The sequence below is a fragment of the Citrobacter sp. RHB21-C05 genome, from assembly GCF_013889015.1.
In the GTDB taxonomy this organism is placed as follows: domain Bacteria; phylum Pseudomonadota; class Gammaproteobacteria; order Enterobacterales; family Enterobacteriaceae; genus Citrobacter_A; species Citrobacter_A sedlakii.
This window is the reverse complement of sequence record NZ_CP057611.1, coordinates 827812-854178: the sequence shown is the minus strand read 5'-3', so window position 1 is coordinate 854178 and position 26367 is coordinate 827812. Positions and strand designations below refer to the sequence as shown.

Below are 26367 nucleotides of genomic sequence, written 5' to 3'. Positions count from 1 at the left end.
CCCGGCGGCGTGACGCTTATCCTGCCTACCGGGACGAAGTAGGCAGGATTAAACACAGCCGCTATCTTTAGCGCGACGACGCCTGGCGACGCTGCCAAATCCACAGCGCGGCAATCGCCAGTGCGAACAGACCGCCAAACCCAATGCCGACGGCAACGACCGGGATCCCAACCCACACCGCCAGTGAGTACAACCCCAGCATCAGCAGCATCGCGCTGTTTTCCCCGAGGTTCTGCACCGCAATGGCGTTGCCCGCGCCGACGCTTCGTTTACCGCGCTCCTGCAGCAGAGCGTTCAGCGGCACCACAAAAAAACCGCCCAGAATGCCGATCAGCATCAGCAGTCCATAAGCCGGAAGCAGCGCGTGTTGCAGAGAGAAAATCAGTACGACCACGCCGATCAGGATCCCCGCAGGCATGCAGCGCGCGACGGTTTCCAGGGTGACCAGCCTGGCCGCTGCGCCAGCCCCCGCCACAATACCGATGGCAACCATCGCATTCAGGTAGGTTGGCGTGGCGTTATCGGCGATCCCCAGCGCGACCGGCACCCACAGCACCAGCAGAAAACGCAGCGTCACGCCAGCGCCCCAGAACAGGCTGGTGCCAACAAGGGAAAAACGCGTTTCGCCATTGCGCCACAGCGACGCGCAGGCGCAGAAAAAACTGCGGGTCATCTTCGCCAGATGCCAGGACTGTCCGGGACGCGCAGCCGCCAGCTTTGGAATGAACAGGTTTGCCACGACCGCCCCGGCGTAGGCCAGCGCGCAGGCGACCAGCGCGGCGATCACATGCCAGTCAGCCAGCACGCCGCCCGCCACCGAACCGAGCAGGATCGCGGCAATAGTAGAGGCTTCCATTAAGCCATTGGCCTTCACCAGCTTATCGCCGGTAGTCAGTTCGCCAAGAATGCCATATTTCGCAGGTGAATAGGCCGCCGCGCCAATCCCCACCAGCGTATAGCCGATAAACGGGTTGAAGCCGAAACAAATACTTGCCGCTCCCAGCAGTTTCAGGCCGTTGGCGAACATCATCACCCGACCTTTGGCGAAGCTGTCAGCTACCTGCCCGACAAAGGGCGCAAACAGAATGTAAGCACCCACAAACACCATTTGCAAGATCGGCTGACTCCAGTCCGGATAAAACTGCGCTTTCAGCAGCGCCAGTGTGGCAAACAACAGCGCGTTATCGCCAAACGCAGAGAGAAACTGCGCGGCAATAACCGACATCATCCCTTTCGACCAAATCGAGGTGTTAGTATGCACTGACTCACCCATGTTGTTGTTCCGCTTCATCGACCCAGCTTTTCAGCGTAACAAAATCCGGCTTACCGCTTCCCAACAGCGGCATTTGTTTCAGATAGCGGATGTCGCGCGGTACCGCCAGTTCCGGAACGCCGTGCGCCCGGGCGTACTGCTGGAGTTTGTCGCGGGTCAGTTCGCTATCGGTAGTAAAGAGCACCAGCGCTTCGCCTTTGCTGGCGTCGCTCTTGATTGCCGTGGCGTGCATTCTCTCCGGTGAAACGCCCAACGCCACCTGTTCGACCATCTCCAGCGACACCATTTCGCCCGCAATTTTGGCAAAGCGCTTCGCGCGCCCCTGAATCTGCACAAACCCCTGTTCGTCAAAACGCACAATATCGCCGGTGTCGTACCAGCCGCGCTCCAGTTCTCCCTGCGCATTTTCCGCTGTCGGCACCTCGAGCACGCCCGGTTTTTCCACCCGCAGATAACCGTTCATGATATTCGGTCCTTTCAGCTGTAACCGTCCGCCGCCGTCAATGCCAGGCACCGCAAGCAGGCGCGCGTCCATTCCCGGCAGGATCCGCCCCACGGTGCCCGGTTTCGCCGCCATCGGTACGTTAATGGAAACCACCGGCGCGCATTCCGTCACGCCGTAGCCCTCAAGGATGCGCAGACCAAACTTATCCTGCCAGAGCTGCTTCGTGCTCTCCTGCAGTTTCTCCGCGCCGGCCACCACGTAGCGCAGGCGGTAAAAATCATACGGGTTCGCAAAGCGCGCATAGTTGCCAAGAAACGTCGAGGTGCCAAACAGCACCGTACAGTTCCGGTCGTAAACCAGCTCCGGCACAATACGGTAATGCAACGGACTGGGATAAAGGAATACTTCCGCGCCAGTCAGCAGCGGCGTGAACAGCCCCACGGTCAGACCGAACGAGTGAAACAGCGGCAGCGCCGACATAAAGCGGTCGTTAGCGGTAAAATCCGCGATGGTTTTGATCTGCTCAACGTTAGCCAGCAGGCTTTTGTGGCTATGGACCACGCCCTTTGGGTGGCCCTCAGACCCGGAGGTGAAAAGGATCACCGCCGCCTCTTCCGGTTGCTGTTTCACCTGCGCCAGACGCGGCATCAGCAGGTGGGCGAAAATCCACACCTTGTCGGCGGGGGTGACGTCCGCTTTCAGGTCTTCCAGATAAACCCAGCGCACCTGAGTCAACTGCTCCGGCAGGTGCCAGAGTTTGCCTTTATCGAGGAACTGGCGGGAGGTGAAAATGGTTTTAATCTCTGCGGCGGCGATCGCGCTGCTTAGCCCTTTAACACCCGCCGTGTAGTTCATCATCGCCGGTACACGGCGACGCGACACCGCGCCGAAAATCACCGCCGCGCTGATGGCGGCGTTCGGCAGCATCAGGCCGATCCTTTCGCCCTCCGCGCTGTATTTTTCCAGAATACGCCCGACAAACAGCGTTTTGATGAGCAGTTGCCGGTAGCTGTCCGGCTTGAAGTTGATGTCTTCAATACACTTTTTGCCCGCGCCATAGCGGTATTTTGCCGCCAGCAGCGATTCGTACAGGGTTTCACGCGGACGCACCGCCATCCGCGCTTCCATCATTTTTTGATGCAGCATTTCGCCAGCGATTCTGCGGCGATCGCGCGCACGCGGCGCGTCCGGCATCGGCAACTGGGTTGGCGGCAGGATATGAAGCTGAATGCGCGGGAAAAAACGACGTTTGACCAGCCCTTTCAGGCGGCTGAAATGGGTAAGTTCCGCGCCTTCAATACGTACCGGCACCAGCGTGGCGCCGGATTTCGCCGCGACGAATCCGGCGCCGTCGTAGATCTTCATCAGCGAACCGCTCACCGAGATACGCCCTTCAGGGAAGATTACCACCGGACGTCCCTGCTCAATCAGTCGCACCAGATGTTTGATGGCCATCGGTTTGGTGGGATCGAGAGGCACGAAATCAATCAGCGAGGTCAACCAGCGCATATACCACTGCTGGCTAATCGAGGTATACACCGCAAAGACCGGGCGCACCGGCAAGAACAGCGCCAGTAGGATGCCGTCAATAAACGAAACATGGTTCGGCGTGATTAATACCCGCTCTCCGTGCAGCGCCTTCATATCGCCCGTGACGCGTACCCGATAGAGCACACGGCACAAGCTGCGGAAAAATCCAAATAGCATTTCAACTCCCTTTGCCGAGGATTCGATTAAATAATGGTGGCAGATTACACGATTAGGGCAATGGGAGCGACACAGAAAGTCAGTACGAAAAAAAACCTGCGCATCCGCGCAGGTTGGTGCAAGAGACAGGTACGAAGAGCGTACCGAATAATCTCACCAATCAATACCTCTGGGATCTTGATTGTGGTCCGACGCTGGCCGCTTCGCCAGCAAGAAAACGCAAAGGAATGAAGGGAAATGCAACGAGTTGTGTAAATTATCGGTTACTGTTACAGAATGGCTGATGGGCAAAAAAAAACCTGCACATCTGCGCAGGTTGGTGTAAGTCATGTGGTCAACCCGAAAGTCGACTCCACCTATCAATACCTCTGGGATCATCACTGTATCAATGCGCGGCGAACGCTCGCCAGCGAACAAACGCAACAGCCTTTCGCAAAGTGTAACTAAAGGTTTGTATTGTCGGCACTGAGTCGTCTATCTCCTGGCCGTGCTCACATTTGCGGCGTTGTCGCGGGCGAACCGCTTGAACCGTCGGGCGTTTTCCGTAACACTGACAGAATGTAAGCGTTTACCCACAATAGGTACTGTCATGGCGACCATAAAGGATGTAGCCCGACTGGCTGGTGTTTCAGTCGCCACCGTTTCTCGCGTTATCAATGATTCTCCCAAGGCCAGCGAGGCGTCGCGCCTGGCGGTGACCAGCGCGATGGCGTCGCTCAGTTATCACCCCAATGCAAATGCGCGCGCGCTGGCGCAACAGTCCACCGAGACCGTGGGTCTGGTGGTCGGCGACGTGTCTGACCCCTTTTTTGGCGCAATGGTGAAAGCCGTCGAGCAGGTCGCCTATAACACTGGCAATTTTTTACTGATCGGCAACGGCTACCATAATGAACAGAAAGAGCGACAGGCGATTGAACAGCTTATCCGCCACCGCTGCGCGGCGCTGGTGGTACACGCCAAGATGATCCCGGACGCCGATCTGGTCTCGTTAATGGAACAGATGCCCGGCATGGTGCTGATCAACCGCATTCTGCCTGGCTTTGAACAGCGCTGCGTCGCCCTTGACGACCGCTACGGCGCCTGGCTGGCGACGCGTCATTTAATTCAGCAGGGTCATACCCGCATCGGCTATCTCTGCTCCAATCACTCTATTTCAGACGCCGAAGATCGTCTTAAAGGCTATTACGACGCCCTCGCAGAGAGCGGAATTCCGGTTAACGACAGGCTCGTCACCTTCGGCGAGCCCGACGAGAGCGGCGGCGAGCAGGCGATGACCGAGCTATTGGGTCGTGGCCGAAACTTTACGGCGGTCGCCTGCTATAACGACTCGATGGCGGCGGGCGCAATGGGCGTACTCAACGACAACGGCGTGGAAGTGCCATCGGAGATCTCACTGATTGGTTTCGACGATGTGCTGGTGTCCCGCTACGTCCGCCCACGCCTGACGACCGTGCGTTACCCTATCGTCACCATGGCGACCCAGGCGGCGGAACTGGCGCTGGCACTGGCGGAAAAACGCCCGTTACCGGATATCACCCATGTCTTCAGCCCCACGCTGGTGCGCCGTCATTCTGTGGCCTCGCCAGCCGAAGCGGGACAACCGTCATTAAACGAGTAATCAGGAAAGCGTCATGACAACAATGCTGGATGTTTCCCGCCGCGCTGGCGTGTCGAAAGCCACCGTGTCCCGCGTGCTTAACGGCACCGGACAGGTTAAAGAGAGCACCCGACAGAAAGTTTTTAAGGCGATGCAGGCGCTGGACTACCGGCCCAACTTTCTCGCCCGTTCGCTGGCGCATCGCACCAGCAACAGCATTGGCCTGGTGGTATCGACCTTTGACGGTTTCTATTTTGGACGCCTGCTGCAACAGGCGTCCCGGCAGACCGAGTCCCACGGCAAACAGCTCATCGTGACCGACGGCCACGATACGCCGGAGCGTGAACAGGAAGCGGTGCGGATGCTGGCCGACCGCCAGTGTGACGCGATTATTCTTTACACCCGCTATATGAGCGAGAAATCGATTCTGGCGCTGGCGGACGCCATCCCGATGCCGTTGGTGATCATCAACCGGGAGGTGGCCCTGGCCCGTGAGCGCGCAATCTTTTTTGAACAGGAAGAGGCGGCGTTTCAGGCGGTCGATTATCTGATCTCGCAGGGGCATCGGGAGATCGCCTGCATTACCGTACCCGGCCATACGCCGACCGGGAAGTCACGTCTGCGTGGCTATCGTAAAGCACTGGAGAAAAACGGTATCGCCTGGGATCCGGCGAAAGTGAAGTATGGCGACGCCAGCATGACCCGCGGCTACGACGCCTGTCATGAACTGCTTGCGGAAGGGATTAAATTCAGCGCCCTGTTCGCCTGTAACGACGATATGGCGCTGGGCGCATCCAAGGCGCTGCATCAGGCCGGGTTACGCATCCCTCAGGATGTGTCGCTGTTTGGTTTTGACGATGCCCCGAGCGCAAAATGGCTTGAGCCGGGGTTATCCACAGTTTATTTGCCCATCGACACCATGATCACCACCGCCATTGACCAGGCGATCCGCATGGCGAACGGCGAAGCGGTGGCCCCTATCCCACCGTTTACCGGCACTTTAGTGCTGCGCGATTCGGTGACGACCGGGCCATATTTTACCGGCGGCAGCCAGCCGCAGGCCGGATAACGCGCTTGCGCCGCCTCCGGCATGCGCCTCAGATGCGTTCCAGCGCCAGCAGTTCGTCTATTGTCTGCCGACGCCTGATCAGCCGCGCCTGGCCGTTATCAAATAACACTTCCGGAAGCAGCGGGCGGCTATTGTAGTTCGACGACATCGACGCGCCATAGGCTCCCGTATCATGTAACACCAGATAATCACCGGGGACAACCGCTGGCAGCGCGCGAGTTTCGACTTTCCCGCCCTCCTGTTGGGTAAAGACATCCCCGGATTCACACAGCGGCCCGGCGACCACCGTTTCCACTTGCGGCGCGTTGGCAAGCGAGCGTCCGTCTGCCGCCAGCGCGGAGATGTGATGATAACTGCCATACATCGCCGGGCGTATGAGATCGTTAAAACCCGCGTCCACCAACACAAAATGACGGCTGCCCATCTGTTTCACACTGCGCACCTGGGTCACCAGCACGCCCGCCTGGGCGACAAGAAAACGTCCCGGCTCGATCTCCAGTTTTACAGGGTGCCCGAGGTGACGGGCGATTTGCTCACGCGCGGCGTTCCACAGGCCAAAATAGTGCTGCGTGTCCACAGCTTCTTCGCCATCGTGATACGGAATCGACAGCCCGCCCCCCGCGGAGATCGCCTGCAGATCCTGGCCAAAATCGATCACCTGACGCACCATCGCTCCACACACCTGTTCCAGGTGGCCGTAATCCACGCCGGAACCGATATGCATATGGATGCCGACCAGTTTCAGCTGATGGCGCTGCATGACGGCCAGCGCCTCGGGCAAATCGCTATGCCAGATACCGTGTTTACTGTTTTCGCCGCCAGTGTTGGTTTTTTGGCTGTGACCGTGACCAAACCCCGGATTAACACGCAGCCAGACGCGATGCCCCGGCGAGACCTGACCAAGCTGGTCCAGCATGTCGACGGAACCGGCATTCACCGGGATGCTGAGTTCGCTGACGCGCGACAGCGTCGCGTTATCAATCACATCGGCGGTAAAAACGATATCGTCCGGATGCGTCTGCGGATCGTAACCCGCGGCCAGCGCGCGCTCGATCTCGCCTAATGATACCGAATCCACCTTCACGCCCTGCTCACGCATCAGACGCAGAATATGAATATTCGAGCAGGCTTTCTGCGCGAAGCGGACAACATCAAACTGTTGCAGCGCGGCAATCTGGCGGCGAACGATCTGCGCGTCATACACCCAGACCGGGCAACCAAACTCGGCGGGCAGCCTGAGCAGGTTTTCAGCGGTCAGGTCGGTATCAGAGGCATTAAGAGAATGTGGCATTTCAGGCTCCGGACATCATGTTTTTACGGATTACGCCACATCCTGAAGACAATAAAAAATATCGTTTCATACGTATTCTATGCAAAACTGATATGGATTCACTTCAGCGGGATGATTATGGCCAGCGTTAACTTACGTCACATTGAAATTTTCCATGCGGTGATGACCGCCGGGAACCTCACCGAGGCTGCACGGTTATTGCATACCTCACAGCCGACCGTCAGTCGCGAACTGGCGCGCTTTGAAAAGGTGCTTGGGCTTAAGCTTTTCGACCGCACCCGGGGGCGTCTGCATCCGACGGTTCAGGGATTGCGATTGTTCGAAGAGGTGCAGCGTTCCTGGTATGGGCTGGATCGCATTGTCAGCGCGGCGGAAAGCCTGCGTGAATTTCGCCAGGGGGAACTGTCGGTTGTCTGCCTGCCGGTCTTTTCCCAGTCGCTGTTGCCTGCGCTGGTCCAACCGTTTCTCGCGCGTTACCCGGACGTAAGCCTGAATATTGTGCCGCAGGAGTCGCCGTTGCTTGAGGAATGGCTCTCTGCCCAACGCCATGATCTGGGATTAACGGAAACCCTGCACACCCCGGCGGGCACCGAGCGGACGGAATTATTCTCGCTGGACGAGGTGTGCGTACTGCCGTCGGGGCATCCGCTGGCGGAAAAACCCGTGTTAACGCCGCAGGACTTCCACGGCGAGCGCTATATTAGCCTTTCGCGCGCCGACAGCTACCGCCAGTTACTCGACGCGCTGTTTAACGAACATCAGGTTAAACGACGCATGGTTGTGGAAACGCACAGCGCGGCGTCGGTTTGCGCAATGGTGCGCGCCGGTGCAGGTCTGTCTATCGTCAACCCGCTTACCGCGCTGGATTATGCCGCAAGCGGCGTGGTGGTTCGCCGGTTCAGTATCAGCGTGCCGTTTACCGTGAGCCTGATTCGTCCTCTTCATCGCCCTTCGTCAGCGCTGGTGGACGCGTTCAGCCGCCATCTGCAAACCGGTCACGCCCTGTTTACCCGCGCGCTGGAAAAAATTTCCGCGCCGGTTATGACAGCATAAACGCGACGGCGTCCGCGGCGTGAATGGCGGCGGTGTCAAACACCGGAACGGGGCTTCTTTCGGCGGGGACCAACAGGCCAATCTCCGTACAACCGAAAATCACGCCCTGCGCGCCCTGAGACGCCAGCTGCTCAATGACCTGCACATAATAGTCGCGTGATGCGTCGCTAAACTGTCCGAGGCACAGCTCATCAAAAATGATGGTGTTGATCTTCGCGCGCTCTTCCGCCTCCGGCACCAGACATTCGATGGCAAACTGCTGTTCCAGACGTCCACGGTAAAAATCCTGCTCCATCGTGTAACGCGTCCCCAGCAGCGCCACGCGACTCAGTCCTTGCGCTGCAATCGCGCGTCCGGTCGCATCGGCAATATGTAAAAAAGGCAGCGTACAGCGTGACTCAATGGCTTCCGCCACTTTGTGCATCGTATTGGTACATAAAACGATCCCTTCTGCGCCCGCTTTTTGCAGACCCAGCGCCGCATCGGCCAGCAGCTCGCCCGCTTTATCCCATTCACCGCGTTGCTGACAGGCTTCAATGTCGTGAAAATCAACGCTATGCAGCAGCAGGCTGGCGGAATGAAGGCCACCGAGGCGCTGTTTGATCCCTTCATTGATCAAGCGATAATAAGGGATGGTTGATTCCCAACTCATACCGCCTAACAGTCCAATTGTCTTCATAACCTGCTCCTTTATCAGTGAGAAAAACCGGGAAAGTAAACCATAAAAAAAGCGGCTGTTAAGCCGCCTTCATAGTGACAAGTCTCGCAACGTTATTCCAGTACCGGCATCATCTGCGCCGAACGCGATTTGATCGCTTCACGAAGCAGCACGCCGCCGCAGGCAAACATCCCGCCAAGCAGCATGGCGAGCGTGATAATCATCAGCCTGCCCGGTCCGTCTTTTCGGATCGGCAAAGAAGGCGACATCTGGTATCTGAACGGCGCAAATTTCACGTCATTGAGGCTGACCTGTTGCAACTGCCCCAGCAGATACTCACGGTTCTTAAAGTCTGCGTTCAACTCCGCGACATCTTGTAGGGATTCTTCAATCTGCAATTTTCTGGCGATACCGTTAGCGCCCAGCGTAACGGAGTAATCGGGATCGTCTTTTACCGCCTGGCCGTTACTGAACACCGGCTGCTTGATACCCGCCGCGTTGGCCACCTCCAGCGAATAGCTCAGACGCTGCAAATTGGTGTTATGCGCATTCGTCAGGCGGACGTGATCCAGCGCCAGTTGCTCTTTCATGATCCGCGTTTTTAACTCCAGCGCATTGCGCACATTTTGCATGGTTTCTTTCTGCACAATCGCGGAAACCCAACCGATATACCCGTCAAGGACGGTTTGCGCATCTTTCGCCGTGGGCGCAGTAAAACTTAATGTCCAGGCGTCATATGGCATTTTGTCGGCATTTTTTGCCGTCGCATTGTTCGTCACTTTTAGCTTTTCGGATACGTTGACCACGGCGCGATGTAAGGCCAACGGATCAATATCCGCGTCTTTCAATTGGCCCATGACATAAGGCGAAGTTTTAAGATACTCCTCAAGCAACGACTGCGACTGGAGCTTTTTAATAAACAGATTAAACACATCGCCCCGCGAGATGTTTATTTCGACGCCCAGTATCTGTAAATCTGCCAGCGTTTGCCGCAGGTCATACCATTGCGTTTGCTCTGCCGGGGTGACAACAGACTGGCTGGTCCATTTTTGCGGTAAAAGCCATGAGACTGCCGCGCCTAACAGCGCACAGGCGAAAACAACGGCAATAATATGATTTTTAGCGGAAAAGAGGATTTCTACGAGTCTCAGCAGATCGATCTCGTTTTGCCTGACCGCAGGCGGCGCGTAGTCGGCAAAATTAAGTTCCGTATTTTTCTTTATATCCATTGTCGACATATCGGTTCTTCTGATCTTATTAAAATGAAATATAAGCATAAAATGTCACTGGCGACGCTTATCATATAAGAACATAAGATTTTTCTGAACAAAATCTTTATAAATTTGCTACCTCCCCACCATTATTGGCAGTATTTCAAAGTTGACTTTCAAATAAAGTCAAACTATGTATAGCGCCGCTCACCCCGTGTATTTCTGACCTGCCCGATACGAGTCTCGCTGTTACGTGGGTTAATATCCTGACTTATTCAAAATTAATCGCCATTTTAGCTTTTCCCGGCACATGGAACTCCTTAACGGCGAGGCACAAACTTGTGATCCACTTTCCACTTCGTTCCGACAGCCGTTTTCTTTTTCGGCTGGCTGCGCTAATTTAAATGAAACACCGTTTCAAACATTAACAGGATCCGTGCATGTTTATTTTTCATAAAGAGACAACGCTGGAAGATCTGGGCAATGGCGTCACCCGCCGGATTCTCGCCCATGACGGCAAAATGATGGCTGTAGAGGTCAACTTTGAAGAAGGGGCCGTGGGCCCGCTGCATAATCATCCCCATGAACAGTTGACCTATGTCCTGTCAGGCGAGTTTGAATTCACCATCGGCGACGAAAAGCACGTCGTCAGCGCAGGGGATACCCTTTACAAAAAGCCTCACGTAATGCACGGCTGCGTTTGTCTCAAGCCTGGCACATTGCTCGATACCTTCACGCCAGTGCGTGAAGACTTCCTGAAAGCGTAAGCCCGCGCCGTCATCGTCCACCAGCCGACGCAGCTCACAAACCTTCCTGCGGGAAGGTTTTTTTTGCCTCCTCGCCCACAAATTAGCTCACTAATAATTGCTAATAATATTAGTTTTTATAACCTTGAGGTGTGTCCGGTTTCCGCAAATGTCGATAGCGCAGCGGCAATCATGATGTATTTATGTCAATTATGATGAGCATCTCACCTATTTGAAACACCGTTTCGACTTTGATCACATTTCCACCATTATGTGAATGACGGCGAAACAAATAGCAATAAAATAAATTAAAACGATGTTTTACAAATCAAGAACGGCGGTTCATTTAATCGAGCCGCGCTGAAGGTTGAGATTAATAAAGTATTCTAAATCAGTGACTAACAAGGAAGGCTGACAGAACGAATACGCAGAGAACACAGGCGACTACGCCGTCTTGACCGGGCGTGGTCGGTAACATCCGGTTCCATTTTTTACTAATCATCGTCAGGTAGGTCGCTATGAATGAAAACAGGATGCTTGGGCTGGCATGGATATCACCCTATATCATCGGGCTGATTATCTTTACCGCCTTTCCGTTCGTTTCATCTTTCTTCCTCAGTTTTACTGAGTACGATTTGATGAGCCCTCCGGTGTTTAACGGAGTGGAGAACTATCGCTATATGTTTACCGAAGACACGCTGTTCTGGAAATCGATGGGCGTGACCTTTGCCTATGTCTTTTTAACGATCCCCTTAAAACTGGCCTTTGCGTTAGGGATTGCATTTGTTCTGAACTTTAAATTACGCGGCATAGGCTTTTTCCGCACCGCCTATTATATCCCGTCGATTCTCGGCAGCTCCGTGGCTATCGCCGTATTGTGGCGCGCTCTGTTTGCTATTGACGGTCTGCTGAATAGCTTTATTGGCGTATTTGGATTCGACCCAGTGAACTGGCTCGGCGAACCGTCGCTGGCGCTGATGTCCGTTACCCTGCTGCGCGTCTGGCAGTTTGGCTCAGCGATGGTGATCTTCCTCGCGGCGTTACAGAACGTACCGCAGTCGCAGTATGAAGCGGCAATGATCGATGGTGCGTCAAAATGGCAGATGTTTATGAAAGTGACCGTACCGCTGATTACGCCGGTGATTTTCTTCAACTTTATTATGCAAACCACCCAAGCGTTCCAGGAGTTTACCGGCCCGTATGTCATCACCGGCGGCGGTCCGACCTACTCCACCTATCTGTTCTCGCTCTACATCTACGACACCGCGTTTAAATACTTTGATATGGGCTACGGCGCAGCGCTGGCCTGGATCCTGTTCCTGGTCGTTGCGGTGTTTGCCGCCATCGCCTTTAAGTCGTCGAAATACTGGGTGTTCTATTCTGCCGATAAGGGAGGCAAAAATGGCTGATATTCAGGAAATTACATCAGCACAGAGCGTGGCTGAACGTGAAGTGGCGCGTACCCTGCGCCGTGAGAAAATCAACGCCACCGTTCGCTACATCATTCTGCTCTTCGTCGGCCTGCTGATGCTGTATCCACTGGTGTGGATGTTTTCGGCGTCGTTCAAACCGAACCACGAGATCTTCACCACCCTGAGTCTGTGGCCCGCGCACGCCACCTGGGACGGTTTTGTGAACGGCTGGAAAACCGGTACGGAATACACCTTTGGCCATTACATGCTGAATACCTTTAAGTATGTCATCCCGAAAGTGATTTTGACCATTATCTCTTCCACCATCGTGGCCTACGGCTTTGCCCGCTTTGAGATCCCGTGGAAGAAATTCTGGTTCGCTACCCTTATCGCCACCATGCTGTTGCCGAGCACTGTATTGCTGATCCCGCAGTATCTGATGTTCCGCGAAATGGGCATGCTGAACAGCTACATGCCGCTGTACCTGCCGCTGGCCTTCGCCACTCAGGGGTTCTTCGTCTTCATGCTGATCCAGTTTTTGCGCGGGGTGCCGCGTGATATGGAAGAGGCGGCGCAGATTGACGGCTGTAACTCCTTCCAGGTGCTGTGGTACGTGGTGGTGCCCATTCTGAAACCGGCGATTATCTCGGTTGCGCTGTTCCAGTTCATGTGGTCGATGAACGACTTTATCGGGCCGCTGATCTATGTCTACAGCGTGGATAAATATCCGATCGCACTGGCGCTGAAAATGTCCATCGACGTCACCGAAGGCGCGCCGTGGAACGAAATTCTGGCAATGGCGAGTATCTCCATTCTGCCATCCATCATCGTCTTCTTCCTGGCACAGCGCTACTTCGTACAGGGCGTGACCAGCAGCGGAATTAAAGGTTAAGAGGGAAATACCATGGCTGAAGTGATTTTCAACAAACTGGAAAAGGTGTACTCCAACGGCTTCAAAGCGGTACATGCTATCGACCTTAAAATCGCCGAAGGGGAATTTATGGTGATCGTCGGGCCATCCGGCTGCGCCAAATCCACCACCCTGCGAATGCTGGCTGGGCTGGAGACCATTAGCGGCGGTGAAGTGCGCATCGGCGATAAGATCGTGAACAATCTGGCGCCAAAAGAGCGCGGTATTGCGATGGTGTTCCAGAACTACGCGCTTTACCCGCACATGACGGTGCGCGAAAACCTCGCCTTCGGCCTCAAGCTAAGCAAGATGCCAAAAGATCAGATTGACGCGCAGGTGAATGAAGCCGCGAAGATCCTCGAACTGGAAGAGTTGCTTGACCGTCTGCCGCGCCAGCTTTCCGGTGGTCAGGCGCAGCGTGTGGCGGTTGGCCGGGCGATTGTGAAGAAGCCAGACGTATTCCTGTTCGACGAGCCGCTGTCGAACCTCGACGCCAAGCTGCGCGCCTCTATGCGCATCCGCATTTCCGACCTGCACAAGCAGCTAAAGAAATCAGGTAAACCGGCGACCACGGTTTATGTCACGCACGACCAGACCGAAGCGATGACCATGGGCGACCGCATCTGCGTGATGAAGCTCGGGCATATCATGCAGGTCGATACGCCGGATAACCTTTACCACAAGCCGAAAAACATGTTTGTGGCGGGCTTTATCGGCGCGCCGGAAATGAACATTCGCCCCAGTAAACTGGTGGATGAAGCGGGACGTCTGGCGCTGACCATTGGCAACGAAACGCTGCCCCTGAGCGAAACGCTGCAGGAAAAAATTTCCGCCAGCCAGGGGCAGGACGTGTTTTACGGTATTCGCCCGGAATTTGTCGCGCTTTCTGACGAGCCGTTTACCGAAGGAAGTTGCAGCGGTGAGATGGTGCGCGTGGAAAACATGGGACATGAATTCTTCGTCTACCTGAAAGTGTCTGACTACGAGCTGACCGCCCGCATTCCTTCGGATAAAGCTAAGCCGATGATTGAAAAAGGACTTCATCGTAAAGTGTATTTCACGTTCGACATGAATAAGTGTCATATCTTTGACGCAAAAACTGAACAGAACATCTCTCTCTGACTGGAGTTATAAAAATGAAAAAAGTGCTCTTAAGCGCCGCTATCTCCGCTACCCTGGGTCTGACTGCTATGCCTTCTATGGCGCAAAACGTCGATTTACGTATGTCCTGGTGGGGCGGCAATGGCCGCCATCAGGTGACGTTGAAAGCCCTCGAGGCGTTCCACAAGCAAAACCCGGATATCAACGTTAAGGCGGAATATACCGGCTGGGACGGTCACCTGTCGCGTCTGACGACGCAGATTGCGGGCGGCACTGAGCCGGACGTGATGCAGACCAACTGGAACTGGCTGCCGATCTTCTCGAAAACCGGTGACGGCTTCTACGATCTGAACAAAATGAAAGAGGTGATCGACCTCAGCCAGTTCGATCCGAAAGAATTACGTTCGACCACCGTGAACGGCAAGCTGAACGGCATTCCGATCTCCGTGACCGCCCGCGTATTCTATTTTAATGATGAAACCTGGAAAAAAGCGGGTGTCGAATACCCGAAGACCTGGGATGAACTGATGGCGGCGGGGAAAGCGTTCGAGAGTAAACTGGGTAAGCAATATTATCCGGTGGTGCTTGAGCATCAGGATACGCTGGCGCTACTGAATTCTTATATGATTCAGAAATACAACATTCCTGCGGTCGATGAGAAAACCAAAAAATTCTCTTACAGCAAAGCGCAATGGGTGGAATTTTTCCAGACCTATAAAAAGCTGATCGACAGTCACGTGATGCCGGACACCAAATACTACGCGTCATTTGGTAAGAGTAACATGTACGAGATGAAGCCGTGGATTCAGGGTGAATGGGGCGGTACCTATATGTGGAACTCCACCATCACCAAATACTCTGACAACCTGAAGCCACCGGCGAAGCTGGAGCTGGGTAATTACCCGATGCTGCCGGGCGCGACCGATGCGGGTCTGTTCTTTAAACCGGCGCAGATGCTGTCAATCGGTAAGTCCACCAAAAACCCGGAAGCAGCAGCGAAACTGATCAACTTCTTACTGAACAGTAAAGAGGGCGTCGAGACGCTGGGACTGGAGCGCGGCGTGCCGCTGAGCAAAGCGGCAGTCGCGATCCTGACTCAGGATGGCACTATCAAAGAGGACGATCCGTCGGTAGCGGGCCTGCGTCTGGCGCAGTCTCTGCCGGCGAAACTGACCGTATCGCCATACTTTGACGATCCGCAGATTGTTGCGCAGTTCGGCACCTCTTTGCAGTATATCGACTACGGTCAGAAAACGGTGGAAGAAACGGCAGCGGACTTCCAGCGCCAGGCCGAACGTATCCTGAAACGCGCGATGCGTTGATATCAACCTGCCGGGTGGCGGCTTCGCCTACCCGGCCTACAAATTGTGCGTTGATGTAAAACGCGCGCCAGTGCCTGCAATAATCGGTAGGCCCGGTAAGCGCAGCGCCACCGGGCAATAACCTCACACCCCAATATTTCTTAACTTCTCACCGGCCATCAGCTTACGTTCAATATGTTCCAGGGTGACGTTTTTGGTTTCCGGAATCAGCCAGAAGGTAATGCCGATAAACGCCACGTTCAGCGCGGTATAAAGCCAGAAGGTGCCCGCAGCGCCGATGCTGTCGAGCAGGGTCAGGAAGGTTGCGCCGATAATCATGTTCGACACCCAGTTCGTGGTGGTTGAGCAGGTAATACCAAAGTCGCGGCATTTCAGCGGCTGAATTTCCGAACACAGGATCCATACCACCGGCGCGGCGCTCATCGCATAACCGGCAATACACATCATGGTCATGCCCACGGAAAGCCAGGACAGGCCGCTTGAGGCTGTGCCGTTATCAAACTGCATCAGGCAGTAACCCAGCACCAGCGTACCGAGCGCCATCACACTGAAGCCGATTTTCAACGCCGGTTTACGTCCGGCTTTATCAACGGTGAACACCGCAATAAAGGTAGCGAACATAAAGGTCAGACCGACCACCAGCGTGGCGATCATCTGCTGTTCGGTGGTGGTAAAACCCGCCATTTTAAAAATGCGCGGCGCGTAATACATGATGATGTTCATACCGGTAAACTGCTGCATCGCCTGCAATAACATGCCGAGGAACACCGCCCGGCGCACATTACGGTTGACCCTGAACAGTGCCCAACCGCCCTGCTTCAGCTTCAGGCTTTCCCGAATCTCATTTAGCTCCTCGCGGGCTTTTTCCGACGTATCACGCAGCATACGCAGTACTTCTTCGGCTTCAATATGACGACCTTTTTGCGCCAGCCAGCGCGGACTGTTAGGCAGAAAAACCACCAGCACGATCAGCACTACTGCCGGCAGCGCCAGCACGCCCAGCATTGCGCGCCAGTTGCCACTGTAGCTGAACGCAGTATCGGATAAAAACGCCAGCACAATGCCCAGTGTAACCATCAGTTGATACATGCTGATCATCTTGCCGCGTACATGTTCACTTGCCATTTCAGACAGATAAAGCGGCGCCGTGTACGAGGCGATCCCTACGGCGACGCCCAACACCACGCGCGCGACGATCAGTATCTCTACGCTGGTGGCGAACGCCGATCCCAATGAACCGACGACAAAGAGGATCGCCCCGGCCATCAGGCTGTATTTACGCCCCAGCCGGAAGGAGAGCCAGCCATTGAACAACGCGCCAATCGCCGCGCCGAGCATCATGCTGCTGACCACCCACTCCTGCAGGCGACTGGTCAACACAAAGTGATCGGTGATAAACGGCAACGCGCCGGCAATCACCCCAATATCCAGACCAAAAAGCAAACCCGCCACGGCAGCCGAGACGGACACAAACAGGTTCATGCGGCGCGTATCGCGCAGCGTTAAAGCAGAGTCATTATTGATTGAAACCATTTTTTCCTGCCACAACAGAGTAAGACATGATCAAAAAGTACGGTATTCGTCAGCGAGGTGTCAGGCAGGAAACGGCATAAACATGGACGAAATGGCTACGCAGTAGCGTTATGTGATGGACATTACACTTTCAAAAATATTTGTTTATCTGGCTGGATTTTATATCTTTATGATTATTAATGCTTTTAATAAATAACAATGAAAACTGCCCGTGTGGCGTATGGATTAATGACTAATCTGAGTATGGACTATGCTCACGAAGTGATAAAAAAAAACCCTGCCCGAAGGCAGGGTTTCAGCGCTCACGCCAGACGGATTAACGCGCCAGCCAGCCGCCGTCAACCGCGACGGTATAGCCGTTGATATAATCAGATGCGCTGGAAGCCAGGAAAACCACCGGCCCCATCAGATCGCTTGGCAGCCCCCAACGACCCGCCGGAATACGGTCGAGAATTTCCGCGCTACGCTGTTCGTCAGCGCGCAACTGCTGGGTATTGTTGGTCGCCATATAGCCAGGAGCGATCGCGTTCACGTTGATGTTGTGCTTCGCCCACTCGTTCGCCATCAGACGGGTTACGCCCATCACGCCGCTTTTTGACGCGGTATAAGACGGTACGCGGATGCCGCCCTGGAAGGAAAGCATCGAAGCGATGTTAATGATTTTGCCGCCGTTGCCCTGCGCGATGAAGTGCTTCGCCGCAGCCTGAGACATAAAGAACACGCTCTTAATGTTCAGGTTCATCACGTCATCCCAGTCTTTCTCGCTGAAGTTGATCGCATCTTCGCGACGGATCAGACCGGCGTTGTTTACCAGAATATCGATATGACCGAATTCAGCCACCGCGCGCTCCAGCAGCGCCGGAATGCCGTCGATCTGACGCAGGTCAGCGGTCAGGCTTAAAAAGCGACGTCCCAGCGCAGTAACGCGTTCGATCGTTTCCGTCGGTTCAACGATGTTAATCCCGACGATATCGCAGCCCGCTTCCGCCAGGCCGAGCGCCATGCCCTGGCCCAGGCCGGTGTCGCAACCGGTCACTACCGCGACTTTACCTTCGAGTGAGAATGCATTCAAAATCATTGTAAATCCTTAATATTATTCATGCCTGTCACGGACAGGCGTTGTACGCGCCCGCGACTAGCGGAGATCTTTTACCGCAACGTGATCCATGTCATCGAAGACCTGGTTCTCACCCACCATTCCCCAAATGAAGGTATAGGCTTTGGTACCCACCCCGGAGTGAATCGACCAGCTCGGAGAAATGACCGCCTGCTCGTTGTGCATTACGATATGGCGAGTTTCCTGAGGCTGCCCCATCATATGGAAGACGCAGGTGTCTTCTTCCATATTGAAATAGAAGTACACTTCCATGCGGCGTTCATGCGTGTGACACGGCATGGTATTCCACAGGTTACCCGGCGCCAGTTCGGTAAGCCCCATGCTGAGCTGGCAGGTTTCCAGCACATCCGGCACGAAATATTTATTAATAGTGCGGCGATTGCTGGTGAGATTGTCACCGAGCGTGACCGGCGCAACATCGGCTGGCGTCACTTTTTTGGTGGGGTATGTGGTGTGTGCCGGAGCGCAGTTGTAGTAGAACTTGGCGGGCGTAGCGCTGTCGACGCTGGCGAAAACCACTTCCTTCGCCCCTTTGCCGACATACAGCGCGTCGCGATGGCCGATTTCGTAGCACTGGCCGTCAACGGTAATGGTTCCCGCGCCGCCAATGTTGATCACGCCCAGTTCACGACGCTCAAGAAAGTAGGTCACACCCAGTTGCTTACCGACTTCGCCGCCGACAGACACCGTTTTCGCCACAGGCATGATGCCGCCAACGATAATGCGGTCAATGTGGCTATAAACCATGGTGTATTCGTCAGCCACGAACACTTTCTCAACTAAAAACTCTTTGCGTAGCCCCTGGGTATCCAGTGTTTTGGCGTGCGCGCTGTGAATACTTTGTCTTACGTCCACATTTACCTCCAGTATGAACCGAGCCGGAATTCCTGTACGGAGAGCGAAACGCTGTTCCGTTTTACATTATGGCTCATGATATCCCTCCGGGAACGGCTTTTCAATTACAAATAAAACATCGTTTCACTTTTTCTGCATGTTATTATCAAAAGTGTAAGTGCGATCACGCTCGTTTTCTGAAATTGCGTCACAGTTTAGAAAAATCCTATTTAAAAACAAAAGGCTATATAGGGAGTGGTAAATATACCCCCCTCGTTGATTCCCTAAGTCCGTGAAATCCATCCGCTTTATTTTTGCTTTTTCGAAGTAAAGTGCGCTGTCAATCACATACATTGAAACAGCGTTTTGATATTTTGATGCTCGCTTTTTAAACCTATCATAAATCTGGGTACTGCTGCGGGTCTTTTCCCCCGCCACGGTAAAAAGGAGTGCATCATGGCTAAAGGCATGCGGGTCAAACTGAACTATGAGGTCAGTCGCGATCCGGATACAGGCGTGGAAGTTACGCGTCTGACCCCACCGGAAGTAACGTGTCACCGAAACTACTTTTATCAAAAATGTTTCTTTAATGACGGTAGCCACCTGCTGTTCGCTGGGGAGTTTGACGGCCACTGGAACTACTATTTACTCGACATTGCAAAAGCCGAGGCCATTCAGTTAACCGAAGGCGCGGGCGACAACACCTTTGGCGGCTTTTTATCTCCGGATGATAGCGCGCTGTATTACGTGAAAAACGATCGTACGCTGTTTGAAGTCAATCTCAGTACCCTGGCCGAGCGCGAAGTGTATCGCGTACCGGATGAATGGGTCGGTTATGGCACCTGGGTGGCAAATAGCGACTGTACTAAGCTGGTCGGCATTGAGATTGCCAAACGCGACTGGACGCCGCTGAACGACTGGAAAATCTTCCACGACTTTTTCCATAAAGGTCCACACTGTCGCTTGCTGCGGGTGGATCTGAGAAGTGGAGAAAGCGCGGTCATTCATGAAGAAAAGATCTGGCTGGGCCATCCGATCTATCGCCCCTTTGACGACAATACCGTCGCGTTTTGCCATGAGGGACCACACGATCTGATCGACGCGCGGATGTGGCTGGTTAACGAAGAGGGTAGCAATATCCGCAAAGTGAAAGATCATGCAGAAGGCGAAAGCTGCACCCATGAGTTCTGGGTGCCAAACGGCTCCGCGTTGGTGTATGTTTCCTATCTGAAAGGGCAGCAGGGACGCACAATTTCCAGCTATAACCCCGACACCGGCATCAATGAAGACATTATGCCAATGCCAGCCTGCTCGCATCTGATGAGTAACTTTGACGGCACGTTGCTGGTCGGCGATGGCTCCGGTACGCCGGTAGACGTCAAAGACACTGGCGGATACACCATTGATAACGACCCCTATTTATACGGCTTTGACGTGGCGAAGAAAGCCTATTTCCGGATTGCCCGTCACGATACCTCCTGGGCGACAGTCGCTAACAGCCGCCAGGTAACCCACCCGCATCCGTCGTTTACTCCGGACGATCGCGCGGTATTATTCAGCTCTGACAAAGACGGCAAACCGGCAATTTATCTCGCCAGACTGCCCGAACAACCGGAATTATTGCGACTGTGAGATTGAGCGCCTGTTCCGCAGGCGCGACCTGTGTGCTTCTGTAACTGGCCTTGCCCTCCTCCTGGAGGGCTTTTTTTATGGCTAACTTTGCTGAATGTTCGATGGGTTTATTTCGCGGTGATGCCTGGCGCCCCCGGCAATAACGAAAAAACCCCGGCTGACTGCGCCGGGGGAATAAGACAATGAGGGTACCGCTGAATCAGAACGAATAAGCGACGCCCACACGGAAGCGGGTCTGACGTTCGTCAGAGGTTTTCACCCCCACGTTCCCCACTTCGACATAAGGCGCCCAGTTTTTATCCCATTTATACGCCAGCTTGGCGTTGTATTCGTTGGAGTAGGTTTTGTTGTTATTGCGAATTTCGCCTTCAGTACTTTTGGCGTAAACATAGTTTAGTTCGGTACGCCAGTCGCCCATGACCCAACCAATCCACGCATCGCCACGGTTAACTTTGTCATCGTCTTTATTATCGCTTGACGGATAACGTGTGTATTCATAACGGTAACGCGCCGCGACATAAAATCCATTTTCGAAGCTGTACTGCACGTGAATGTTCGGCTTGTAAATGGTGCGGCTGTCGGTGCTTTCCAGCGTCATCGCCGGTGTGATGGCAATATTGTCAGTCGCCTTCCAGCGCCAGCTCAGTGAGTCTTCGTGACCGTTACCCACAACGTCAGAGAATGGCTGATCGGCTTTATCTCCGCCAGATTTCCATTTTGCTTCAACAGAAAAACCGACGCCGTTATCGAAACGGTGCGACACCGCCACACGGTCGGCGTTGGTGCCGCTATCAATATACTCATGACGCAAGTCGACAGTCACCGCTTGCGCGGCAAACGACGCACCAATTAATGACGCAAGGCCCAGAGTTTTTTTAAACATATCCTATCCTCAAATTAAAATGATGTTTCTTTTTTATGGAATTGCATTTTATTTTTTTAACACCACCATTTTAGTGATCGCGATCGTAATTATTTGTTTCAAAAAAAATGGACGTCCGTGGCGTGATGAATATCAAACAAAAAAGCCTTCAAACGCCATAAATAACGATTACGGTCACGTTTTAATTTAATTAAAACCCATCCCTGGAATTTAATTTAAATAAATAAACATTAAAAACAAGAGATTACAGAATCCCACACTTAATAACCTGCGTTACTTTATTATTTATAACTATCAACCGATTGATTATTGTAGAACAGGGTCTGTTTGAAAAAATAAAGGATGGGTTTCGAAAACAGCAGATGTTTACGGATAGGATTTTACTTATTTCAAAACAATGCGCGTGAATGCCGTCACATTTTATATAACGGCATTAAAGGGATTAATATAAAAAAGGGAAAAGAAATGAAATTAATCGTTAATCGCGCTCAATAGCTAACGCGACGCCTTGCCCACCGCCAATGCACAGGGTCGCCAGGCCTTTCCGGGCGTTCCGCTTGACCATCTCATGGACCAGCGACACCAGAATCCGGCAGCCGGACGCGCCGATAGGATGCCCCAGCGCAATCGCTCCTCCGTTGACGTTAACCCGCCGCTCATCCCATTCCAGCATTTTCCCGACGGAAAGCGCCTGCGCCGCAAACGCTTCGTTCGCTTCGATTAAATCCACATCGGCCAGTTGCCAGCCGACCCGCTCAAGACAGCGGCGAGTGGCATAGACCGGCGCAATCCCCATCAGCGCAGGGTCTACGCCAACGCTGGCGAACGCACGTATACGCGCCAGCACCGGTAAGTTTAACGCCTGAGCTTTTGCTTCGCTCATCATCATCACCGCCGCCGCCCCATCATTGATCGATGAAGCGTTGCCGGCGGTCACGGAACCACGTAAATCAAAAGCCGGATCGAGCCTCGCCAACCCTTCTGCGCTGGCGTCGGTTCGCGGCTGTTCGTCGGTATCGACAACCACGGTTTGCCCGTTACGCTGCGTTACCACCGGCACGATCTCGGCTTTAAAACGCCCGGCGTCGATCGCCGCGCGCGCCTTTTGTTGTGAGCTGAGCGCATAAGCGTCCTGCAATTCACGGCTGATACCGTATTCCCGCGCCAGATTTTCGGCGGTGACGCCCATATGATAATCATTGAACGCGTCCCACAAACCATCATGCACCAGGCTGTCCACCAGTTGGCTGTTGCCAAGTTGCGCGCCCGTTCGGCTGTCGGTGAGTACATGCGGCGCCCGGCTCATATTCTCCTGTCCACCAGCTATCACAATGTCGGCTTCACCGCACTGGATCGCCTGTGTCGCCAGATGCAGCGCCTTCAGCCCGGAGCCGCAGACGTCGTTAATCGTGATAGCAGAAACCGTGTTCGGCAGCCCGCCTTTAATTGCCGACTGACGCGCCGGGTTTTGCCCAGCCCCTGCGGTAAGCACCTGGCCGAGGATCACTTCGTCAACGGCATGCGCATTTACGCCGCTGCTGTCGATCAACGCCCGAACCACCATACTGCCAAGCTCCACGGCAGAATGACGCGCCAGCGTTCCCTGAAAGCAACCAATGGGCGTGCGTAACGCCCCTACGATCACAACCTCTTTCATTACGACCTCTGCGCAAAAGAACACCGCAATAGTAGAGGATTGTTAAAAATAGTTATCTTGATTGTTTAAGAAAGGTGAGTTTTATCACAAATGAAATCCTTCTGCGCTTTCACTCCCCCATACCACCCTGCTGGAGATGGTATCTCAACCAGCTTCCAGCCGCGCCAGGCGGAGATTTTTTATTCCAGAGCAGATCGATTGAGATTGCCCTGGGCCAGCCGGGCACATCCAACTGCACCAGCGGTTTTTCCGCCGCAAACTCTTCAACAAGCGCACAAGGTAGCGCGCACCAGCCAAACCCCTGCACAGCCATACTGAGCAACAACAAATAGTTTGGCGCGGACCACACCGGACCACGGGCAAGCTGGGCGCCATTATCCAGATACGTGTTAAGCCGCAGCTCGCGCCAGGTATGCAACCTGTCCCACTCAACTTTTTCCTCACCGGCCAGGGGATGTGAGGCGGCGACGTAAAGGCCCATCCAGGTTTGCATCGGCAGGCGGGTCGCACCAATGTCGGTAGGATAATGATCCTTCGCTTCCGTCAAACCGACCTGCGCCCGTTCTTTTTGCAACAGGTCGATAACGTCGACATCTTCACCAATCAGACACTCAAATTCCGTATGAGGAAACTGGCGGTCAAACTGCGCCATCAACGCTTCGAGAACGTCCGGATGCAGGGTATCCGAGAGAACAAACGTCAGGCGCGCTTCGGTCTTGCCTGCCAGCGACAGCGCCACCTCATCCAGCCGATCGCTGGCGGACAAGATAGCCTGAACGTAGCCGAGCACCTTCTTACCTTCTTCGGTAAGTACCGGCTGGCGCGAGGTGCGATCGAACAACGTAATGCCAAGATCGGCCTCAAGATGTGCAATCGCTGTACTGACGGTGGACTGACTTTTGCGCAGCCTGCGCGCCGCCGCGGAAAACGATCCGCAGGCAACCGTCTCGACAAACGCGGTCAGTGCTTCAGGGGAGTAACGCATGAACTATCTACTTTATCGATGGATTCTATCTTTTAGATATCACATTAAACGATAAAATGCTTGCCATTCCCTGTTCCGGGCGTTTTTCAAAAGGTGAAGTATGCAACACAACGATATTCAACGCAGATCGCTACTGGAGCGCGTTTTTCACGCCGTCTGTTTTGAGGGGATCGCCACGGCGATCCTCGCGCCCACAGCCGCATGGTTAATGCAGCGTTCGGTGCTGGAAATGGGAGGATTGACGATCCTGCTGGCGACCACGGCGATGATCTGGAATATCATTTATAACGCTTTGTTTGATCGCGTCTGGCCCGCGCATCTGCTCAAACGCACAGCCAAAGTGCGGGCGCTCCACGCGCTGGGTTTTGAGTGCGGATTTATTGTGATCGGCGTGAGCATCGTCGCGTATGTTCTGCGCGTCAGCCTGCTACAGGCGTTTACACTCGAAATCGGTTTCTTCCTGTTCTTCCTGCCCTATACCATGTTGTACAACTGGATGTATGACACCCTGCGCGCGCGGATTGTGAAGCGTCGCCAGCAGCGCGTTACTGCCTGATTATTCACTGAATTGCCGGGATCCTTGCGCTTCCGGCAGTTTCTGCCGCCATCCCCCCTTCCCTTCTCTGCTCACTCATTACGCCCATTTATGGTAAATTGCGCTTCTTTTTGTTTAATTTATAGTTGATACGTTCAAATAATGTCGAAAATTTGGTCAAAAGAAGAAACGCTCTGGAGCTTCGCCTTATATGGTACGGCCGTGGGCGCTGGAACATTGTTTCTGCCTATCCAGCTCGGTTCGGCAGGGGCGATTGTTCTGTTTATCACCGCGCTGGTCGCCTGGCCGTTGACATACTGGCCGCACAAAGCGTTGTGTCAGTTCATTCTCTCTTCAAAAACGTCCGCGGGCGAAGGCATTACCGGCGCGGTGACGCACTATTACGGTAAGAAGATCGGCAGCCTGATCACCGCGTTGTACTTTATCGCTTTCTTTGTCGTGGTGTTGATCTATGCCGTCGCCATTACCAACTCACTGACCGAACAATTAGCCAAACATATCGCCATTAACACCGGCGTGCGGATGGCGGTCAGTTTTGGCGTGGTGCTTATCCTGAACCTGATTTTCCTGATGGGCCGTCATGCGACGATTCGGGTAATGGGATTTCTGGTTTTCCCGCTTATCGCGTACTTTTTATTTCTCTCGTTGTATTTGACCGGCAGTTGGCAGCCCTCGCTGCTCACCGGACAAATGGCGTTTGATCAGCACACGTTGCATCAGGTATGGATCTCCATTCCAGTGATGGTTTTCGCTTTTAGCCATACGCCCATTATTTCGACGTTTGCCATCGACAGACGTGAGAAATATGGCGAGCAGGCCATGGGTAAATGCAAAAAAATCATGAAGGTCGCGTATCTGATCATCTGCCTGAGCGTGCTGTTCTTTGTCTTTAGTTGCCTGCTATCTATTCCCCCTTCCTATATAGAAGCGGCGAAAGCAGAAGGCGTGACGATCCTTTCAGCGTTATCAATGATGCCCCATGCCCCCGCATGGCTGTCGATTTCCGGTATCGTGGTCGCCGTGGTGGCCATGTCGAAGTCTTTCCTGGGAACCTATTTTGGGGTGATTGAAGGGGCGACCGAAGTGGTCAGAACCGGTTTACAGCAAGTTGGTGTGAAGAAAAGCCGCGCCTTCAACCGCGCGCTGTCGATTCTTCTGGTTTCCGCCATCACCTTCGTGATTTGCTGCATCAACCCAAATGCGATCTCAATGATTTATGCCATTAGCGGACCGCTGATCGCCATGATTCTGTTTATCATGCCGACCCTGTCGACATATCTCATCCCGGCCTTAAAACCCCATCGCTCACTGGGCAATCTGATCACCCTGATTGTCGGGCTGCTCTGCGTGTCGGTCATGTTTTTCGGCTAGCTTC

22 protein-coding genes are annotated in these 26367 nt (G+C 54.0%); 11 read left to right on the top strand and 11 right to left on the bottom strand.

The features are described from left to right. Positions 1 to 67: 67 nt before the first annotated feature. The gene (gene lplT, locus HVX72_RS04070; RefSeq protein ID WP_042288927.1) at positions 68 to 1273 is read right to left on the bottom strand and encodes a lysophospholipid transporter LplT; all 1206 of its coding nucleotides are present in this window, start codon (positions 1271 to 1273) and stop codon (positions 68 to 70) included. Continuing rightward, entirely contained in the window at positions 1266 to 3425 is a 2160-nt protein-coding gene (gene aas, locus HVX72_RS04065) for a bifunctional acyl-ACP--phospholipid O-acyltransferase/long-chain-fatty-acid--ACP ligase (RefSeq protein ID WP_181822590.1), read from the bottom strand. The genes lplT and aas overlap by 8 nt, the downstream gene beginning before the upstream one ends. Positions 3426 to 4014: 589 nt before the next feature. On the opposite strand from aas, the gene galR reads away from it, so the two are divergent. Further along, positions 4015 to 5043, top strand: a complete 1029-nt coding sequence (gene galR / locus HVX72_RS04060) for an HTH-type transcriptional regulator GalR (RefSeq protein ID WP_042288933.1) — start codon at positions 4015 to 4017, stop codon at positions 5041 to 5043. 13 nt (positions 5044 to 5056) lie between these two features. After that, the gene (locus HVX72_RS04055) at positions 5057 to 6091 is read left to right on the top strand and encodes a LacI family DNA-binding transcriptional regulator (RefSeq protein ID WP_181822589.1); all 1035 of its coding nucleotides are present in this window, start codon (positions 5057 to 5059) and stop codon (positions 6089 to 6091) included. Between the two features lie 28 nt (positions 6092 to 6119). Here HVX72_RS04055 and lysA read toward each other — a convergent pair whose 3' ends face one another. Further along, positions 6120 to 7382: a diaminopimelate decarboxylase gene (gene lysA / locus HVX72_RS04050; RefSeq protein WP_181822588.1), complete on the bottom strand. Its 1263-nt coding sequence runs from the start codon at positions 7380 to 7382 to the stop codon at positions 6120 to 6122. A gap of 117 nt (positions 7383 to 7499) precedes the next feature. Here lysA and HVX72_RS04045 point away from each other — a divergent pair, with 117 nt between their 5' ends. Beyond that, positions 7500 to 8435 carry a LysR family transcriptional regulator gene (locus HVX72_RS04045; protein WP_181822587.1) on the top strand — a complete coding sequence of 312 codons (936 nt, stop codon included), beginning with the start codon at positions 7500 to 7502 and terminating at the stop codon, positions 8433 to 8435. On the opposite strand, the gene HVX72_RS04040 is transcribed toward HVX72_RS04045, so the two are convergent. Beyond that, positions 8422 to 9114, bottom strand: a complete 693-nt coding sequence (locus HVX72_RS04040) for an aspartate/glutamate racemase (RefSeq protein WP_042288941.1) — start codon at positions 9112 to 9114, stop codon at positions 8422 to 8424. The genes HVX72_RS04045 and HVX72_RS04040 overlap by 14 nt on opposite strands. A gap of 92 nt (positions 9115 to 9206) precedes the next feature. Beyond that, the gene (gene wzz(fepE), locus HVX72_RS04035; protein WP_042288943.1) at positions 9207 to 10331 is read right to left on the bottom strand and encodes an LPS O-antigen length regulator Wzz(fepE); all 1125 of its coding nucleotides are present in this window, start codon (positions 10329 to 10331) and stop codon (positions 9207 to 9209) included. A 413-nt stretch (positions 10332 to 10744) separates the two neighbouring features. Here wzz(fepE) and HVX72_RS04030 point away from each other — a divergent pair, with 413 nt between their 5' ends. The 5 genes from HVX72_RS04030 to HVX72_RS04010 all read left to right on the top strand — a co-directional run bounded on the left by HVX72_RS04030 (position 10745) and on the right by HVX72_RS04010 (position 15795). Then, entirely contained in the window at positions 10745 to 11071 is a 327-nt protein-coding gene (locus tag HVX72_RS04030; RefSeq protein WP_042288945.1) for a cupin domain-containing protein, read from the top strand. A 497-nt stretch (positions 11072 to 11568) separates the two neighbouring features. After that, complete coding sequence (locus tag HVX72_RS04025; RefSeq protein WP_042288949.1) at positions 11569 to 12459, top strand: sugar ABC transporter permease; 891 nt, start codon at positions 11569 to 11571, stop codon at positions 12457 to 12459. Beyond that, positions 12452 to 13354, top strand: a complete 903-nt coding sequence (locus tag HVX72_RS04020; protein ID WP_042288951.1) for a carbohydrate ABC transporter permease — start codon at positions 12452 to 12454, stop codon at positions 13352 to 13354. The genes HVX72_RS04025 and HVX72_RS04020 overlap by 8 nt, the downstream gene beginning before the upstream one ends. A gap of 12 nt (positions 13355 to 13366) precedes the next feature. Further along, positions 13367 to 14494 carry an ABC transporter ATP-binding protein gene (locus tag HVX72_RS04015; protein WP_181822586.1) on the top strand — a complete coding sequence of 376 codons (1128 nt, stop codon included), beginning with the start codon at positions 13367 to 13369 and terminating at the stop codon, positions 14492 to 14494. Positions 14495 to 14508: 14 nt separating this feature from the next. Beyond that, positions 14509 to 15795 (top strand): ABC transporter substrate-binding protein, encoded by a 1287-nt coding sequence (locus HVX72_RS04010; protein WP_060569446.1) that lies wholly within the window; start codon positions 14509 to 14511, stop codon positions 15793 to 15795. Between the two features lie 123 nt (positions 15796 to 15918). Here HVX72_RS04010 and araE read toward each other — a convergent pair whose 3' ends face one another. The 3 genes from araE to kduI all read right to left on the bottom strand — a co-directional run bounded on the left by araE (position 15919) and on the right by kduI (position 19300). Then, the gene (araE, locus tag HVX72_RS04005) at positions 15919 to 17328 is read right to left on the bottom strand and encodes an arabinose-proton symporter AraE (protein ID WP_060569447.1); all 1410 of its coding nucleotides are present in this window, start codon (positions 17326 to 17328) and stop codon (positions 15919 to 15921) included. A gap of 316 nt (positions 17329 to 17644) precedes the next feature. Further along, positions 17645 to 18406: a 2-dehydro-3-deoxy-D-gluconate 5-dehydrogenase KduD gene (gene kduD / locus HVX72_RS04000; protein WP_042288962.1), complete on the bottom strand. Its 762-nt coding sequence runs from the start codon at positions 18404 to 18406 to the stop codon at positions 17645 to 17647. Between the two features lie 57 nt (positions 18407 to 18463). Continuing rightward, positions 18464 to 19300 (bottom strand): 5-dehydro-4-deoxy-D-glucuronate isomerase, encoded by an 837-nt coding sequence (kduI, locus tag HVX72_RS03995; RefSeq protein WP_042288966.1) that lies wholly within the window; start codon positions 19298 to 19300, stop codon positions 18464 to 18466. A gap of 435 nt (positions 19301 to 19735) precedes the next feature. On the opposite strand from kduI, the gene HVX72_RS03990 reads away from it, so the two are divergent. Continuing rightward, positions 19736 to 20911 carry an oligogalacturonate lyase family protein gene (locus HVX72_RS03990; RefSeq protein ID WP_181822585.1) on the top strand — a complete coding sequence of 392 codons (1176 nt, stop codon included), beginning with the start codon at positions 19736 to 19738 and terminating at the stop codon, positions 20909 to 20911. Positions 20912 to 21110: 199 nt separating this feature from the next. On the opposite strand, the gene HVX72_RS03985 is transcribed toward HVX72_RS03990, so the two are convergent. The 3 genes from HVX72_RS03985 to HVX72_RS03975 form a co-directional block, all read right to left on the bottom strand. Continuing rightward, positions 21111 to 21794: an oligogalacturonate-specific porin KdgM family protein gene (locus HVX72_RS03985; protein WP_042288972.1), complete on the bottom strand. Its 684-nt coding sequence runs from the start codon at positions 21792 to 21794 to the stop codon at positions 21111 to 21113. A gap of 478 nt (positions 21795 to 22272) precedes the next feature. Beyond that, a complete protein-coding gene (locus tag HVX72_RS03980; RefSeq protein WP_042288973.1) occupies positions 22273 to 23451 on the bottom strand; it encodes an acetyl-CoA C-acetyltransferase in 1179 nt (392 codons plus the stop codon). Positions 23452 to 23560: 109 nt separating this feature from the next. Beyond that, positions 23561 to 24436, bottom strand: a complete 876-nt coding sequence (locus HVX72_RS03975; protein ID WP_042288975.1) for a LysR family transcriptional regulator — start codon at positions 24434 to 24436, stop codon at positions 23561 to 23563. A gap of 100 nt (positions 24437 to 24536) precedes the next feature. On the opposite strand from HVX72_RS03975, the gene HVX72_RS03970 reads away from it, so the two are divergent. Together HVX72_RS03970 and HVX72_RS03965 are read left to right on the top strand one after the other, a co-directional pair. Then, entirely contained in the window at positions 24537 to 24992 is a 456-nt protein-coding gene (locus tag HVX72_RS03970; protein WP_181822584.1) for a multidrug/biocide efflux PACE transporter, read from the top strand. 141 nt (positions 24993 to 25133) lie between these two features. Further along, on the top strand, positions 25134 to 26363 hold the full coding sequence (locus tag HVX72_RS03965; RefSeq protein ID WP_042288978.1) for an amino acid permease: 1230 nt from the start codon (positions 25134 to 25136) through the stop codon (positions 26361 to 26363). Positions 26364 to 26367: the final 4 nt, after the last annotated feature.